The sequence below is a fragment of the Neisseria sp. HMSC074B07 genome, from assembly GCF_001810355.1.
GTDB lineage: Bacteria > Pseudomonadota > Gammaproteobacteria > Burkholderiales > Neisseriaceae > Neisseria.
Map to the genome: position 1 here is coordinate 38,507 of NZ_KV800946.1, position 15,825 is coordinate 54,331.

The window sequence follows — 15,825 nt, forward strand, 5'->3', positions numbered from 1 at the left end:
TTCTGTTGTTTCGGACTTAGGAAGTTATCCATGAAAAAATCTATTCTCTATATGGCATTATTTTTCGCTGCCTCAACTGCCCAAGCACAAACACCGCAACAAATCGTACAGAAGTTTTATCCGAAATATTCGCAAAAATACCAATGTTACCAAGTCAATGTGAAAGACAATGGTCAATACTGTGTACGTCAAACCAAAAGCGAAACGCGCCAAACTGCTCAAGGCAAACTGATGTACCTGCTGTTTACAGGCAACGCATTTAATTTTGAAAAAGGCGTAGCAGACGGTGCGCACGTTCAATCCGGTCTGGCGGGCGTATTTGTTTTGAAACAGACTGGCAACGACTGGAAACTTCTCGCTGCGCAACCACATGGCTGGGCGGGCTCATTCGGTAATGCGCCTGAAGCAAAGTCTTGGTCGTTCCACGAATTCGGCAAAGACAAATGGGGATTTCTGACCCTTCATGGCGATGTTCATAATGGTTATGCGGGTTCTGCCTATCAATTGTTTGTTCATGACGGCGCGAAAAAAATCACAAAAAGCAGTATCACGGCAGAAGCAGAAAATACGGGAGCATTAGGCGACTGCTCGGAAAATTTTTATAAAGGTCGTAAAAACACCGCTGCCGAACGACGTAAATGCTTGAGCGAACTGTACAACCTTTCTTCTAAAATCAAAATACTAAAAGACGGTAAAACAAGTGCCAGTTTCTACCCGCTTCAATTGACGGTATCTGGTTTTGACGGCTCGAAAAAATACACCAATAAAGTCTTTATTGCCACCTTTAACTCTGCCAAAGGATATTACAGCACCCCAAAAGACTATCCACTGGCAGATAAAGATTTTTAATTTTTCAGACGACCTCCGATATTTTAAGGTATAGAAAAGGTCGTCTGAAACACCGACTATATAACGACTATATAAAAGGAATTTCAGTGAAATCAGTTATCCAAGACCTACAATCGCGCGGCCTTATCGCGCAAACCACCGACATCGAAGCCTTAGACGCTTTGTTGAACGAACAAAAAATTGCCCTCTATTGCGGTTTCGACCCGACTGCCGACAGCCTGCATATCGGACACTTGCTGCCCGTATTGGCATTACGCCGTTTCCAACAGGCGGGACATACGCCGATTGCCTTGGTGGGCGGTGCGACCGGGATGATCGGCGACCCCAGCTTCAAAGCGGTGGAGCGCAGCTTGAATTCCGCCGAAACCGTTGCCGGCTGGGTAGAAAGCATCCGCAACCAACTGAAACCTTTTTTGAGCTTTGAAGGCGAAAACGCCGCCATTATGGCGAACAACGCCGACTGGTTCGGCAGCATGAACTGCCTCGACTTCCTGCGCGACATCGGCAAGCATTTCTCCGTCAACGCCATGTTGAACAAAGAATCCGTCAAACAACGTATCGAGCGCGACGATGTGGGTATTTCCTTCACCGAGTTCGCCTACTCCCTGCTGCAAGGCTACGACTTTGCCGAATTGAACAAGCGTCACGGCGCGGTTTTGGAAATCGGCGGCTCCGACCAATGGGGCAACATCACCGCCGGTATCGACCTGACACGTCGTCTGAACCAAAAACAAGTATTCGGTCTGACCCTGCCTTTGGTTACTAAATCCGACGGCACCAAATTCGGCAAAACCGAAGGCGGCGCGGTATGGCTGAATGCGAAGAAAACCTCGCCGTATCAGTTCTACCAATTCTGGCTGAAAGTTGCCGATGCCGATGTGTATAAATTCCTGAAATACTTCACCTTCCTGTCTATCGAAGAAATCGACGCCATCGAAGCGAAAGACCAAGCCAGCGGCACCAAGCCCGAAGCGCAACGCATCCTCGCCGAAGAAATGACCCGCCTGATTCACGGCGAAGCCGCCCTGCAAGCCGCACAGCGCATTTCCGAAAGCCTGTTTGCCGAAGACCAAAGCAGCCTGACTGAAAGCGACTTCGAACAACTTGCCCTCGACGGCCTGCCCGCATTTGAAGTTTCAGACGACCTCAACGTCGTCGAAGCCTTGGTCAAAACCGGCTTGGCATCTTCCAACAAAGAAGCGCGCGGTTTTGTGAACAGCAAAGCGGTATTGCTCAACGGCCAGGCCGCCGAATCGAACAACCCGAACCACGCCGCCGAACGCCCCGACGATGCCTATCTGCTGACCGACGCGCACAAACGCTTCGGCAAATACACCATCGTACGGCGCGGCAAACGCAACCACGCGCTCTTGGTTTGGAAATAAACCTTAAATGACAGAGGTCGTCTGAAAACTTTTTTCAGACGACCTTTTTTCTACCGTCAACAGTATGATAGCGAATATAGTGGATTAACTGCAGATCGGCACGGTATTTCCCATTCATCCCGTCTGAGGTTTCGTCTTGCCCTGATTTACAATCAATCTGCCACACCTGCGCTCATCATAAATCTTAAATCCGGTAACGCCCTATCCGTTTGAATTTAATGAACAATAAGAAAGAAACACCATGACTTCCCCCTACACTCTTGCCGACCTGAAGACCGCCTACCAACGCAAAGAAAAATTGAAATATCTATACTTCTGGGGACAGACGCCAAAACATATAGTGGATTAAATTTAAATCAGGACAAGGCGACGAAGCCGCACAGTACAGACAGTACAGCAAGGCAAGGCAACGCCGTACTGGTTTAAAGTTAAGCCACTATAAAAATGAGATAGATAAAGCCGTCTTCACCTGCGCCCTTCGGAATCGACGGCATCCGCTATGCGACTGCCGAACACTATATGATGGCAGAAAAGGCGAGGCTGTTCGGCGCAGACGATATCCGCCGCCAAATCATCGCTTCTGCCCACCCCAAACAAGCCAAGGACTTGGGGAGACAAGTCCTTGGATTCAAAGACGACATTTGGAATGCCCGCCGCTTCGATATCGTTTGCGAAGGCAACCGTGCCAAATTCATCCAACACCCCGATTTGAAACGCTTTTTGCTTGGCACCGGCAGCCGTATCTTAGTAGAAGCCAGCCCGGTTGACGCAATCTGGGGAATCGGACTTGCCCAAGATGATCCACGCGCCCAAAATCCATTGCAATGGCGGGGTTTGAACCTACTTGGTTTCGCGCTAATGAAAGTACGAGATGAACTTCAGGTCGTCTGAAAGCAACTTCAAAAGCAACTTCAGACGACCCCATAAAAAAACGCACCTTATGAAAAGGTGCGTTTTAATTTCTATGGTTTAGAATTTAGCGCCGGATTGGTTGGCCATATAGTCAACCGCTGCTTTGACTTCGTCATCACTCAGGCTTGTGTTACCGCCTTTGGCAGGCATGGAGTTAAAGCCTTCGAGCGCGTGTTTGTGCAGGGTATCTTTACCTTGTTTGATACGCGGGGCCCACTCGTCTTTCTTGCCTATGCCTGGAGCACCGGGGATGGTACCACCGTGACACATTTTACAGTTGGCTTCAAAAACGGCTTTACCGTCCACTTTTGCAGAAGAAGCATCTGCTTTTTCTGCCGGCTTGGCTTCGGCAGGAGCGGCCGCTTTTGCATCAGCTGCTGAAGCCGCTTTTTCAGCTTGTGCAGGTGCGGACGCAGATGAAGCGTCAGCGGATGATGCGGCAGCAGCAGAAGCAGGTGCTGGTGCGGGAGCAGGTTCGGCTTTTTTCACGGGCGCTTTACCGTCTTTATTGGACAGACCCCATACATACGCAGTCATGATGTGGAGTTTGTCTTTATCCAAGAAACGACCCCAAGCCGGCATTTGACTGTGTCGGCCGTTGGTGATGGTTTCGATAATCGATTTTTGAGTACCGCCCCACAGCCATACGTTGTCGGTCAGGTTCGGACCCAGTCCTTGGATACCTTGGCCTTTATCGCCGTGACAGGTAAAGCAGTTTGCCGGTGGACCACTGAACAATACTTTACCGCGTGCGGCACGTTCTTCATCGTATTGGTCTTTGGATTTGGATAAGGACATGACATAGTTTGCCACATCTTTTACCCGCTCTTCACCCAATGCAGGACCCCATGCCGCCATCGTCGCCGTACGGCCTTTTTCAATGGTCTCGTGGATTTTCTCAGGTTCGCCGCCCCACAACCAATCGTTGTCGGTCAAATTCGGGAAGCCTTTGGAACCTTTGGCATCAGAACCGTGACATTGGATACAGTAGGTATTGAAGAGGTTTTGACCGATGGCGCGTGCTTCAGGATTTTTTGCCACTTGCTCAATCGGCATATTGGCAAACTTGGCATAAACTTTGCCGTACTTCTGATCTGCTTTAGCCATTTCCTGATCATATTGTCCGTGGCTGCTCCATTTCCACTGGCCTTCATAATCGCCCAAACCCGGGTACATGACCAGATAACCGATACCAAACAGCCAGACAAAGACATACAGCCAAAACCACCAGCGTGGCAACGGGTTGTTATATTCTTCGATACCGTCCCATTGATGACCTGTCGTTTTGACTTCTTCGCCCTTTTTAGGACGCTTCACAACGTTTTGGGAAAGCAGCAGCCATGCCAAGCCGATAAAGCTGAGCACGACGATGACTGCAATGTATATATTCCAGAAATTACTGGTAAATTGGGGTGATGTGTTCATTATTTTGCTCCGTGATCACGGACTAAACTGTTATCGCCCGTCTTTTTCAGACGACTCTTTATCCTCATCATTTTCGAAAATACTGTTGGCGGCGTCATCGTAGTTCTTTTTATTTCGTCGATTGAAAACGATATAAAGCACTAAGATAAAGCTGATAAAAACCCAAACAGTAAAGAGCGAGCGGGCCCAGTTTACGTCCATGATGTTACCTTACGTTTTTCAATGCCAAGCCTAAGCCTTGCAGGTATGCAATCACCGCATCCAGCTCCGATTTGTTTTCCAAGGCTTCAGGCGCTTTGGCAATCTCTTCGTCGCTGTAAGGGGTACCGACTTTACGCAGGGCTTTCATATGCGCCACGGTTGCTTCGGCATCGACTTTGTTGCGGGCAAGCCATGGGAAAGCGGGCATATTGGACTCCGGCACAACGTCGCGCGGATTCAGCAGGTGGATGCGGTGCCATTCGTCGGAATAGCGGCCGCCAACACGTGCCAAGTCCGGACCGGTACGTTTGGAACCCCATTGGAACGGATGGTCATAAACAGACTCGCCGGCAACGGAGTAGTGGCCGTAACGTTCGGTTTCCGCACGGAACGGACGGATCATTTGAGAGTGACAGTTGTAACAACCCTCACGGATATAGATGTCGCGACCAGCCACTTGCAAAGCATTATAAGGTTTCACACCTTCTATAGGCTTAGTGACAGCTTTAGTAAAGAACAGCGGCACGGCTTCAATCAACAGGCCTACGCTGACTACAAGCAGGGTAAATACAATCAGGACGCCGACTTTTTCTTCAGCTAATTGTTGTAATTTCATTTTGGTAGCCTTTTCTTATGTTTTTAGTGGTGCTGGGTTTGAGACACCGCGGGAATCTCGGCATCAACCGCTTTGCCACTGATGGCCGTACGGTAAACGTTGTATGCCATGATACACATACCGCTCAGGTACAGCAGGCCGCCGGTGAAACGAATCATGTAGAAAGGCATGGTGCGTTTAACTGACTCTACAAACGAGTAGGTCAAAGTACCGTCCGCATTCAGAGAACCCCACATCATACCTTGCAATACCCCTGCAATCCACATGGAGGCGATATACAGAACCACGCCGATGGTCGCAATCCAGAAATGCGCTTCCACCAATTTGGTGCTGTACATTTCATTTTTACCGAACAGGCGGGGAATCATGTAGTACACGGAACCAATGGTCACGAAGCCCACCCAGCCCAATGCGCCGGCATGAACGTGTGCAACGGTCCAGTCGGTGTAGTGGCTCAAAGCGTTGACGGATTTGATGGACATCATCGGACCTTCGAAGGTGGACATACCGTAGAAGGACAGAGAAACGATCAAGAATTTCAAGATAGGGTCGGTACGCAGTTTGTCCCATGCACCGGACAAGGTCATGATACCGTTGATCATACCGCCCCAAGAAGGTGCGAACAGAATCAGGGACAACACCATACCCAAGGACTGAGTCCAGTCAGGCAGCGCGGTATAGTGCAAGTGGTGGGAACCTGCCCACATGTAGGTGAAAATCAAAGCCCAGAAGTGGACGACGGACAAGCGGTAAGAATAAACCGGACGACCCGCCTGTTTCGGCACGAAGTAATACATCATGCCCAAGAAACCTGCTGTCAGGAAGAAACCTACGGCATTGTGGCCATACCACCATTGAACCATAGCATCGATTGCGCCCGCATAAACCGGATAGGATTTCATGAAGCCCGCAGGAATGCTCAGGTTATTGACGATGTGCAACAGGGCAACGGCCAAAATGAAACCGCCGTAGAACCAGTTGGCAACGTAGATATGTTTGATTTTACGTTTGGCAATCGTACCGAAGAATACGATGGCGTAAGCAATCCAAACCAAAGCGATCAGGATGTCGATAGGCCATTCCAATTCGGCATACTCTTTAGCTTGGGTATAACCCAAAGGCAGGCTGACGATTGCCGCAACGATAACTGCCTGCCAGCCCCAGAAGGTAAATGCCGGCAGCCAACCGCCGAACAGGCGTGCATTACAGGTACGTTGAACAACGTAGTATGATGTACCCATCAGACCGCAACCGCCGAACGCAAAAATCACCGCATTGGTGTGCAACGGACGCAGGCGGCCGAAGTGGAACCAAGGGCCGACATCTGATAAATCAAGGGACGGGGCAAACAATTGGGCGGCAACGATGACACCGACCAACATGCCCACAATACCCCAAACTACGGTCATGATGGCGAACTGGCGCACCACTTTGTAGTTATAAGTTTGTGTGTCCATGAGAGTCTCCATGAATTATGGGAATAAAAATTTTTTATCTCACTTTGCCGTATGCGTTTTGAACAAACGCAATAAGGGCTAGGTTTAAATTTTTCTAAATTTAACATATAAGACAAGCCTAGCCAAGCGGAATTACATTTCACTCCATCTGGCGGCTTTATCGATTTTTTATATTTTTTACTTTATAATCATATTATTATTTAACAACCTCCCCTACAGCGCCACTTTATTTTTTCAAGCCTCCCTTTTGAAGGGGACTTTATCGATATAAATCAAACTGCATAATTCGACCTTTTTATTCATAAAATTTAACAAATGCATTAATAGTCATGATTAATTACAAAATCACCCCCAACCCGCTCGCCCACGAGTGGCACATCCGCCTAACCTTCCGACAAGAACATGATTTGGAAACAGAAATCAGCCTACCGAACTGGGTTCCCGGCAGCTATCTGATACGCGATTTTTCCCGCCACATCACCACCATCCGCGCTTTTTGCAACGGAGAATATGCCCATCTGACCCAAGTCAAAAAAAACCGATGGCGCACCGCCCCTCAGTCCGGCGAGTGGGAAATTTACTACACCGTTTACGCCTACGACCTATCCGTCCGCGGCTCGTTTCTGACTGCCGAACGCGGATTCTTTGACGGCGCGTGCCTGTTTTTGCAGGTAAACGGACAAGAAAACAGCGCGCACCAAATCGAATTCCCCATCCTGCCGAAAACATGGCGGATTGCCACCACCCTGCCCCAAACCGGCATCCACAGCTTTCAGACGACCTCCTACCACGACTTAATCGACCACCCTGTCGAACTGGGCAACATCGAATTTCTCGATTTTGAAGCCGGCGGCATCCCGCACCGCATCGCCTTGAGCGGCCACTACCCCGATTTCGACCGCGACCGCCTCGTGTCAGACATCCGCACAATCTGCGAAACCGAACTGGCCATGTTCCCCTCCCCTGCCCCGTTCACCCATTACCTCTTCCTGCTCCACGTCGGCGACAACATCTACGGCGGACTGGAACACATCAGCAGCACCGCCCTGCTCGCCGACCGCCACAGCCTGCCGCCGCACGGCATGACCGAAGCCAACGACGCCTACACCCAACTGCTCGGACTGTTCTCACACGAATACTTCCACGCCTGGAACGTCAAATCTATCAAACCCGCCGCCTTTGCCCCCTACGACCTCGACCGCGAAAACTACACCGAGCAGCTTTGGGCATTTGAAGGCATCACCTCATACTACGACGACCTCTTCCTCGCCCGAAGCCGCACCATCGCCCCCGAAGCCTACCTGCGCCTGCTCGCCCAAAGCATCACCCGCGTGCAGCAAACCAAAGGTCGTCTGAAACAAAGCCTTGCCGAATCCAGCTTCACCGCTTGGAACAAATTCTACAAACAAGACGAAAACAGCCCCAACGCCATCGTCAGCTACTACCAAAAAGGCGCACTCGTCGCCCTCTGCCTCGACCTTGCCATCCGCAGTAAAAGCAGCGGACGACACACCCTCGACAGCGTCATGCAGCAACACTACCGCGATTGGCTGGACACCCGTCAAGGCATCCCCGAAAAACAATGGCAAGCCCGTTGCCAAGCATTTACAGACCTAGACCTCGAAGACTTTTTTCAGACGACCCTCTACACCACCGCCGACCTGCCCCTTGCCGAACTCCTCGCCACCATAGGCATCGGACTGCAATGGCAGGCACAACCGCGCAGCCACGGCGGCGCATTCCTGCCCGAACCACCAACCGAAACGCCCGCTCCCGCGTCCGACTTCGGCGCAAGGTTCAAACAAAGCAGCGACCACGCCACCCTGACCCACGTCTTCAACGGCGGCAGCGCAGAAAACGCCGCCCTCTGCCCGCAGGACAAAATCATCGCCATCGACGGCTACGCCTGTACCGACCTTGCCGCACAGTGGGCGCAACTCCCCATCGGCGCCACCGCCCGCCTCCACTACTTCCGCACCGGTATCCTGTACGTCGCCGACATCACCGTTCAAGCCGCCGAAGCCGACACCGCCGTCCTCTACATTACCGACCGCGAATTATTTGAAAACTGGCTTTATAATGACCAAGCCTGATTTTCAGACGACCTCAAGTGCCGGATCAAGGTCGTCTGAAACATCAACTCTGAAAGAAACAACCATGAAAAAAATCCTTGTCAGCATGACCGCCCTGTTACTCAGTCTGCACGCCGCAGCCGCCCCCAAATCAGATTCGGCAGATAAACTAGGAAAGGATATCGCCGTCTTCTACAAAAATCCCTCTGCCGAACGCGCTGCTTCTTTGATGGACCAGCTTGTCAAAGCCGATATCATGCGCGAAACCACCCTTGCATGGGGGACGCAAGCGCTACAAAAATACCCCCAAGGCAGCACCATTTGGTGTGACAACATCCGAACCTACCAAGGCGACGCCCTAACCTTTGCCGCCTACACCCTCACCCTGACAGGCACGAATCAAGCCAAAACCTGCCTTAACAGCCTGACATTAGATATCGAGCTTAAAAACAACCTCAAAAAAAACAAAAGCTTCCATCCGCTTCAAGAACCCATCATTTCCCCTGCATCACTGGATTTTCATTGGGTAACTTATTTTGCCACCGGCAACCCGAAAGCAGTCGAGCGTATCGTCGACTACATCATCAAAGCCCAAACGGCTGCCGCCCAACGCCCCAACCATGTAGACCTCACACTTGCCTCTGCCATTTGGTCAACCCGATCCAATATGGAACAAGATACGGCGATTGACAGCATTGTCCGCCAATACATACAAAAACAATCCGAAGCCAATAAAAAACGATTGGAACAAGCCCTGTTAGCCCCTCAAGACGACTAAAATCAATCCATCGTCAAACGTAGAAAAGGAAAACCCATGTCTATCCAAAAACTTGCCGACAACCTCTACATCGCCCCGCAGCTGACCGAAGCCGACGTTCAAGAAGCCGCCAAACTCGGTATCCAAACCGTCATCTGCAACCGTCCCGACGGCGAAGAAGAAAACCAACCCTCGTTCAAACAAGTCGAAAGCTGGCTTGAAGCCGCAGGCATCCGCGAACACCACCATCAGCCCGTCGTCGCGCCCGCCATCAACGCCGCCGATGTCGCCGCTTTCCAAAACCTGCTCAAAAGCGTTCCCCAACCTGTCCTCGCCTACTGCCGCACCGGCACCCGCTGCTCCCTGCTCTGGGGCTATCATCAGGTGCAAAACGGCGCAAGCGTCGCCGAAGTCGTCGCTGCCGCACAACAAGCAGGCGTCAACCTGAGCAACTTCGAAGCCCGTCTGCAAGACGCGCAACAAAACGGGCTGGCGTAACACGCTATCCGTTTAGCCAAAAGCAAAGGTCGTCTGAAAATACCGTTTCAAAAAATGGAAACCGTTTTCAGACGACCTTTTTACGTTATGCCGTTTGGCGAACCGAATGAACGCATCCGATATTTTAAACATTGTGGTAATCCGATACATCCGGATGAAACTCAATATCCAGACCTGCCGTTTTCATTTACAATCCCCCCGTTCCATCTCATCAATCTATTATGCAAATCCTGCTCACTTTTTTGTTTAAATGCTTTGCGGCGCTGCCTTTGCCGCTTCTACACGCGCTGGGGAATGCGGCGGGCGGCTTGGGCTATTATCTGCTCAAAAGCGACCGGCAGCGTGTGTTCGACAATATGCGGCTTGCCGGATTGAATCCCGAGCCTTCGTCAGTCAAAGCCGTTTTCCGTGAAACGGCGAAAGGCGGGCTGGAATTGCCCGTGGCCTTTTTCAGACGACCTGAAAGCATTGAAACGCTGTTTAAAGAAGTGCACGGCTGGGAGCATGTCCAATCGGCTTTGGACGCCGGAGAAGGACTGTTGTTTATTACCCCGCACATCGGCAGCTACGACCTCGCCGGACGCTATATCAGCCAGCAGCTTCCGTTCCCGCTGACTGCCATGTACAAACCACCCAAAATCAAAGCCTTGGATTCCGTCATGCAGGCGGGGCGCGTTCGCGGCAAAGGAAAAACCGCCCCCACCAATATTCAAGGGGTCAAACAAGTCATTAAGGCTTTGCGTTCCGGTGAAGCCACGATTGTCTTGCCCGACCACGCCCCCTCTCCCGAAGAAGGCGGCGACGGCGTCTGGGTGCCGTTTTTCGGGAAATACGCCTACACCATGACGCTGGCGGGCAAACTGGCACAAGTCAAGGGCGTAAAGGCGCTGTTTTTCTGCGGCGAGCGTTTGCCGAACGGCAAAGGATTTGTGCTGCACATCGAGTCTATGCGCGGCGAGCTGAACGGCGACAAACAACACGACGCGCAGATTATCAATGAAAACACCGAATACTGGATACGCCGCTTCCCGACCCAGTATCTGTTTATGTACAACCGCTACAAACAGCCCGCAGGCGCACCGCTTTCTCCCGACTGGAAACCGGAACCCGGCTGGAAACCTGAAGACGTACAGGATTGAACATTCCTTGCGGGTCGTCTGAAAAGACGGCTGATGCCCGGTTTCTCAAAACATCGCCATACCAACACAAAAAAGCACCCCAATCGAGGTGCTTTTTCTCTTTTCAGACGACCTTTTGTCGGGCATCAACCTTTTTTATTGTTCAACGCAGCTTTGACAAACGCGGTAAACAAAGGATGACCTCTGCGCGGGTTGGAGGTGAACTCGGGGTGGAACTGGCAGGCAAAGAACCAAGGATGGTTTGGCAGTTCGATGGTTTCGACCAAGCGTTCGCGTCCGGCAGATACGCCGCCGATGACCAAACCTGCCTGTTCCAGCGTAGGAACGTAGTTGTTGTTGACTTCGTAGCGATGGCGGTGGCGTTCGCGGATGTGTTCACTGCCGTAGATTTTGGCGGCAAGGCTGCCTGCTTTCAATTCAACCTCTTGCGCGCCCAAACGCATGGTGCCGCCCAAATCGGCGGATTCGTCGCGGGTTTCGACGCTGCCGTCGGCGGTTTGCCATTCGTCAATCAGAGCAACGACGGGCGCGGCGCATTTGAGGTCGAACTCGGTAGAGTTCGCGCCTTTCAAGCCTGCGACGTCGCGGGCGTATTCAATCAGCGCAATTTGCATACCGAGGCAGATGCCCAGGTACGGCACGTTGTTTTCGCGGGCATAACGCACGGCGGCGATTTTGCCTTCCACGCCGCGCGAACCGAAGCCGCCGGGAACAAGGATGGCGTCCATGTCTTTGAGCATGGAAACGTCGCCGTTGTTTTTCTCGATGTTTTCGCTGTCAACGAAGGTGATTTGCACGTCGGTTTCGGTGTGGATACCCGCGTGTTTCAAGGCTTCGATCAGCGATTTGTAGGATTCGGTCAAATCGACGTATTTGCCGACCATGGCGATTTTGACGGTGTGTTTCGGATTTTTGATGGCATGGACGATTTTTTTCCACGCGGTCAAATCCGCCTGCTGTACGTTCAGCTGCAACTGCTCGGTAATGATGTTGTCGATGCCTTGGTCGTGCAGCATTTCGGGGCATTCGTAGATGCTGTCCACGTCGTAGCTGCCGACAATCGCGCGCTCTTCCACGTTGCAGAACAAGGCGATTTTGCGGCGTTCGTCCGCGGGCATTTTCCTGTCCATGCGGCAAATCAGGATGTCGGGCTGCAAACCGATGCTCAACATTTCTTTAACGGTATGCTGGGTCGGCTTGGTTTTGATTTCGCCTGCGGCGGCGATGTAGGGGACGTAGCTCAAGTGGGCGAACAAAGTGTTGTTGCGTCCCAACTGGCTGCGCATCTGACGGATGGCTTCCAAAAACGGCAGCGATTCGATGTCGCCGACCGTACCGCCGATTTCGACGATGGCGACATCGTAACCCGCCGCGCCTTCGTGGATGCGGCGTTTGATTTCGTCGGTAATGTGCGGGATGACTTGAACCGTACCGCCGAGGTAGTCGCCGCGGCGTTCTTTGGCGATGACGTTTTCGTACACCTGCCCCGTGCTGAAGCTGTTGCGGCGGGTCATGGTGGCGTTGATGAAACGTTCGTAGTGTCCCAAGTCGAGGTCGGTTTCCGCGCCGTCGTCGGTGACGAACACTTCGCCGTGCTGGAACGGACTCATGGTGCCGGGGTCGACGTTGATATAGGGGTCGAGCTTGAGCATGGTCACGTTCAAACCGCGCGATTCGAGGATGGTGGCAATAGAAGCGGCGGCGATACCTTTTCCGAGTGAAGATACGACGCCGCCGGTTACGAAAATAAATTTAGTCATGATGCAGTACCCATGTTGGAATACGGGATTTTACCTTTAAGCGGGTTTTCTGGCAAACGCGGGAAGCCGACGCCGCCCGAAAGAAACCGCCCGAATATAACGAAATCATCTTTTTTTAAAACCAAGCATTCTTTCCCATTTTCAGACGACCTCATTAAAGTAACGAGCAATCCGAGAATTAAGGAAAGAACCATGACCGCAACCACCGCCCCGCTTTTGCGCTTCATCACTGCCGGCAGCGTCGACGACGGCAAATCCACCCTCATCGGCCGCCTGCTCTACGACAGCAAAACCCTGCTGACCGACCAGCTCGACAAACTCAACCGCGCCGCCGAAAACGGCGAAACGCCCGACTTCGCCAGCCTCACCGACGGTCTTGCCGCCGAACGCGAACAAGGCATCACCATCGATGTCGCTTACCGCTATTTCGCCACGCCCAAGCGCAAATTCATCATCGCCGACACGCCCGGACACGAACAATACACCCGCAACATGGTAACGGGCGCATCAACCGCCGATGCCGCCATCGTCTTGATAGACGCAACGCGCGTCGATTTTTCCGGCAGCGAACCCGTCCTCCTGCCACAGACCAAACGCCACAGCGCGATTCTGAAACTCTTGGGCTGCCCTAACATCATCGTCGCCGTCAACAAACTCGACCTGCTCGACTTCGACGAAACTAAATATCAGGCCATTACCGCAGCCTACCGCAAGCTGGTGGAACAAATCGGCCTCCAAGCCCAAATCCACTTCCTGCCCATCAGCGCGTTAAAAGGCGACAACATCGTCAACGCCAGCAGCCAAACCCCGTGGTATCAAGGTTTACCGCTGTTACCCCTACTCGAAAGCCTGCCCGTCAACCGTCAAAACGCCGCCGACCAAGCCGCCCACTTCCCCGTGCAGCGCGTCGCACGGCAAGACGGCAGCAGCAGCGACGACTTCCGCGGCTATCAAGGCAGGCTGGAAGCAGGCCGTCTGAAAACAGGCGACGAAATCAAAGTCCTACCTAGCGGACATACCGCCAAAATCGCCGAAATCTACAATCCAAACGGTAAAACCGAATCTGCCGAAGCAGGCGAAGTGCTGACCGTCGCGCTAGACACCGACCTCGACATCTCGCGCGGCAACAGCATCGCCGCCGCCGACAGCCCCGTCGCGCCCGAACAGCAGTTTCAAGCCGCGCTGTGCTGGTTCGACGACATCCCGCTCAACCTGCGCCGCAAATACCTGCTGAAACACACCACCCAAACCACCCCCGTCAAAATCAGCGCGATTTCCTACGTTTTGGACGTGAACACCCTCAGCCGCGTCGAATCCGCCGACACGCTCAAACTCAACGACATCGGCAGCGTCAGCCTCAAAACCCAGCAGCCGATCGCCGCCGCGCCCTACGAAGAAAACCACGCCCTCGGCGCGTTCATCCTGATAGACGAAGCCACCAACCACACCGTCGCCGCAGGCATGATACGCAAGGCTGACCAAGCAGACAGTTTTGAAATTTGAAACAGGATCATCTTGAACCGAAGAGGTCGTCTGAAAAACCGATTTTGGATTTTCAGACGACCTCTTTAGTATGGCAGATTAAGGCAGGGAATATGGCAGGCTGGCTTTAAGCCCTGCGGCGTTGCCTTGTCCTCATCCAACGCGGTAGAAAATTACAGCGGATTAAATACGGAATCGCGGCATGGCATTTTTTATTTGGATGCATGACAAAAGGTCGTCTGAAAATCCAAAATCGGATTTTCAGACGACCTTTGCCTTACTTGACCCGCCTTAACAGGCGGACAAGATGGATTCTATGGCTTACCTTTTAAAGCATCAGGCTTTGGGTTTCAACGCCGCCGCTTCTTTGGCGAGGCGGGTGATGGTGTTCCAGTCTTTGTTTTTCACGGCTTCTTTCGGGGTCAGCCATGAGCCGCCGACACATAAGACGTTGGGCAGCGCCAAGTAATCGGGCGCGGTGGCGAGGCTGATGCCGCCGGTCGGGCAGAAGCGCACGTCGGCATAAGGACCGTAGAGTGCTTTGAGCATGGCTTTGCCGCCGACGACTTCGGCAGGGAAGAGTTTGAGGGTATCGATGCCGTGTTCCAAAGCCAGTTGGACTTCGCCCGGAGTGGCTACGCCCGGAATCAGGGGGATGCCGCTGTTGTGGCTGGCTTTGGCGAGGGATTCGTGCAAACCTGGGCTGATGGCGAAAACCGCGCCTGCGTCTTCAACGGCTTTAAGCTGCTCGGGATTGGTAACCGTACCCGCGCCGACGATGGCGTTGGGCACTTCTTTGGCAATCAGGCGGATGGCGTCGAGGCCGACGGGAGTGCGCAGGGTGATTTCGAGGGTGGGGATGCCGCCTTCGACAAGGGCGTGGGACAAATCGACGGCGGTACTCAAGTCGTCAATCGCCATGACGGGCACGACTGCGCCGGCGCTCAGGATTTCGCGGGGGGTCAGTTTGGACATTTCGATTCTCCAGGTGGGATGGGGTTGTCGTTTTTGTTGAGGTCAAACGGGATGGGGGTTTAAGTTTTCAGACGACCTTTGGGGCTGTATTCGGATACCCGTATCCGACAAATACCCTGATAACGTCGGATTCGACCTACGTCTTTGGTTTTCGCGGGCAAAGCACGCTACGTCTGATGCGTTCAAACGGGATGGCGGTTTAAGTTTCAGACGACCTTTAGAGGCTGTATTCGGATACTTGTATCCGATAAATGTCCTGATAATGTCGGATTCAAGAATCCGACCTTGTATATCGAA

14 protein-coding genes are annotated in these 15,825 nt (G+C 52.5%); 8 read left to right on the top strand and 6 right to left on the bottom strand.

Features of this window, described 5'->3' with window-relative positions; translation table 11 throughout:
- The first annotated feature begins 30 nt into the window (after nt 1-30).
- The 3 genes from HMPREF2726_RS07530 to HMPREF2726_RS07540 all read left to right on the top strand — a co-directional run bounded on the left by HMPREF2726_RS07530 (nt 31) and on the right by HMPREF2726_RS07540 (nt 3,125).
- The gene (locus HMPREF2726_RS07530; RefSeq protein WP_070602861.1) at nt 31-849 is read left to right on the top strand and encodes a hypothetical protein; all 819 of its coding nucleotides are present in this window, start codon (nt 31-33) and stop codon (nt 847-849) included.
- An 86-nt stretch (nt 850-935) separates the two neighbouring features.
- Nucleotides 936-2,234: a tyrosine--tRNA ligase gene (tyrS, locus tag HMPREF2726_RS07535; RefSeq protein ID WP_070602863.1), complete on the top strand. Its 1,299-nt coding sequence runs from the start codon at nt 936-938 to the stop codon at nt 2,232-2,234.
- Between the two features lie 519 nt (nt 2,235-2,753).
- On the top strand, nt 2,754-3,125 hold the full coding sequence (locus HMPREF2726_RS07540; RefSeq protein WP_070602865.1) for an NADAR family protein: 372 nt from the start codon (nt 2,754-2,756) through the stop codon (nt 3,123-3,125).
- A 78-nt stretch (nt 3,126-3,203) separates the two neighbouring features.
- On the opposite strand, the gene ccoP is transcribed toward HMPREF2726_RS07540, so the two are convergent.
- From ccoP to ccoN, 4 genes are read right to left on the bottom strand one after another with little or no spacing between them, the layout of a single operon-like run.
- Nucleotides 3,204-4,571 (bottom strand): cytochrome-c oxidase, cbb3-type subunit III, encoded by a 1,368-nt coding sequence (ccoP, locus tag HMPREF2726_RS07545; RefSeq protein WP_094113245.1) that lies wholly within the window; start codon nt 4,569-4,571, stop codon nt 3,204-3,206.
- Between the two features lie 30 nt (nt 4,572-4,601).
- On the bottom strand, nt 4,602-4,772 hold the full coding sequence (locus HMPREF2726_RS07550; protein WP_003757997.1) for a cbb3-type cytochrome oxidase subunit 3: 171 nt from the start codon (nt 4,770-4,772) through the stop codon (nt 4,602-4,604).
- A 4-nt stretch (nt 4,773-4,776) separates the two neighbouring features.
- The gene (gene ccoO, locus HMPREF2726_RS07555) at nt 4,777-5,388 is read right to left on the bottom strand and encodes a cytochrome-c oxidase, cbb3-type subunit II (protein ID WP_003757996.1); all 612 of its coding nucleotides are present in this window, start codon (nt 5,386-5,388) and stop codon (nt 4,777-4,779) included.
- Nucleotides 5,389-5,411: 23 nt separating this feature from the next.
- Complete coding sequence (gene ccoN / locus HMPREF2726_RS07560) at nt 5,412-6,845, bottom strand: cytochrome-c oxidase, cbb3-type subunit I (protein ID WP_174263541.1); 1,434 nt, start codon at nt 6,843-6,845, stop codon at nt 5,412-5,414.
- 329 nt (nt 6,846-7,174) lie between these two features.
- Between ccoN and HMPREF2726_RS07565 the strand changes: the two genes are divergently transcribed.
- From HMPREF2726_RS07565 to HMPREF2726_RS07580, 4 genes are all read left to right on the top strand, one after another.
- Nucleotides 7,175-8,938, top strand: a complete 1,764-nt coding sequence (locus HMPREF2726_RS07565; RefSeq protein ID WP_009312367.1) for a M61 family metallopeptidase — start codon at nt 7,175-7,177, stop codon at nt 8,936-8,938.
- A 64-nt stretch (nt 8,939-9,002) separates the two neighbouring features.
- Nucleotides 9,003-9,695, top strand: coding sequence for a hypothetical protein (locus HMPREF2726_RS07570; RefSeq protein WP_009312368.1), 693 nt, complete (start codon nt 9,003-9,005; stop codon nt 9,693-9,695).
- Between the two features lie 36 nt (nt 9,696-9,731).
- Entirely contained in the window at nt 9,732-10,172 is a 441-nt protein-coding gene (locus HMPREF2726_RS07575) for a TIGR01244 family sulfur transferase (RefSeq protein ID WP_003757987.1), read from the top strand.
- A 221-nt stretch (nt 10,173-10,393) separates the two neighbouring features.
- Nucleotides 10,394-11,311: a lysophospholipid acyltransferase family protein gene (locus tag HMPREF2726_RS07580; protein WP_036529480.1), complete on the top strand. Its 918-nt coding sequence runs from the start codon at nt 10,394-10,396 to the stop codon at nt 11,309-11,311.
- Between the two features lie 125 nt (nt 11,312-11,436).
- Here the strand turns inward: HMPREF2726_RS07580 and HMPREF2726_RS07585 are convergent, their stop codons facing one another.
- Complete coding sequence (locus HMPREF2726_RS07585) at nt 11,437-13,071, bottom strand: CTP synthase (protein WP_003768576.1); 1,635 nt, start codon at nt 13,069-13,071, stop codon at nt 11,437-11,439.
- Nucleotides 13,072-13,263: 192 nt separating this feature from the next.
- On the opposite strand from HMPREF2726_RS07585, the gene HMPREF2726_RS07590 reads away from it, so the two are divergent.
- Entirely contained in the window at nt 13,264-14,574 is a 1,311-nt protein-coding gene (locus HMPREF2726_RS07590) for a sulfate adenylyltransferase subunit 1 (RefSeq protein WP_009312370.1), read from the top strand.
- A 315-nt stretch (nt 14,575-14,889) separates the two neighbouring features.
- Here the strand turns inward: HMPREF2726_RS07590 and HMPREF2726_RS07595 are convergent, their stop codons facing one another.
- Nucleotides 14,890-15,528: a bifunctional 4-hydroxy-2-oxoglutarate aldolase/2-dehydro-3-deoxy-phosphogluconate aldolase gene (locus HMPREF2726_RS07595; RefSeq protein WP_009312371.1), complete on the bottom strand. Its 639-nt coding sequence runs from the start codon at nt 15,526-15,528 to the stop codon at nt 14,890-14,892.
- Between the last annotated feature and the right edge of the window lie 297 nt (nt 15,529-15,825).

Coding starts and splice junctions, on each gene's coding strand:
- HMPREF2726_RS07550 (WP_003757997.1), bottom strand. CDS start 4,772: ATGGACGTAAACTGGGCCCGCTCGCTCTTTACTGTTTGGGTTTTTATC.
- HMPREF2726_RS07530 (WP_070602861.1), top strand. CDS start 31: ATGAAAAAATCTATTCTCTATATGGCATTATTTTTCGCTGCCTCAACT.
- HMPREF2726_RS07575 (WP_003757987.1), top strand. CDS start 9,732: ATGTCTATCCAAAAACTTGCCGACAACCTCTACATCGCCCCGCAGCTG.
- ccoN (WP_174263541.1), bottom strand. CDS start 6,845: ATGGACACACAAACTTATAACTACAAAGTGGTGCGCCAGTTCGCCATC.
- HMPREF2726_RS07540 (WP_070602865.1), top strand. CDS start 2,754: ATGATGGCAGAAAAGGCGAGGCTGTTCGGCGCAGACGATATCCGCCGC.
- HMPREF2726_RS07585 (WP_003768576.1), bottom strand. CDS start 13,071: ATGACTAAATTTATTTTCGTAACCGGCGGCGTCGTATCTTCACTCGGA.
- HMPREF2726_RS07590 (WP_009312370.1), top strand. CDS start 13,264: ATGACCGCAACCACCGCCCCGCTTTTGCGCTTCATCACTGCCGGCAGC.
- HMPREF2726_RS07565 (WP_009312367.1), top strand. CDS start 7,175: ATGATTAATTACAAAATCACCCCCAACCCGCTCGCCCACGAGTGGCAC.
- ccoP (WP_094113245.1), bottom strand. CDS start 4,571: ATGAACACATCACCCCAATTTACCAGTAATTTCTGGAATATATACATT.
- ccoO (WP_003757996.1), bottom strand. CDS start 5,388: ATGAAATTACAACAATTAGCTGAAGAAAAAGTCGGCGTCCTGATTGTA.
- HMPREF2726_RS07595 (WP_009312371.1), bottom strand. CDS start 15,528: ATGTCCAAACTGACCCCCCGCGAAATCCTGAGCGCCGGCGCAGTCGTG.
- HMPREF2726_RS07580 (WP_036529480.1), top strand. CDS start 10,394: ATGCAAATCCTGCTCACTTTTTTGTTTAAATGCTTTGCGGCGCTGCCT.
- HMPREF2726_RS07570 (WP_009312368.1), top strand. CDS start 9,003: ATGAAAAAAATCCTTGTCAGCATGACCGCCCTGTTACTCAGTCTGCAC.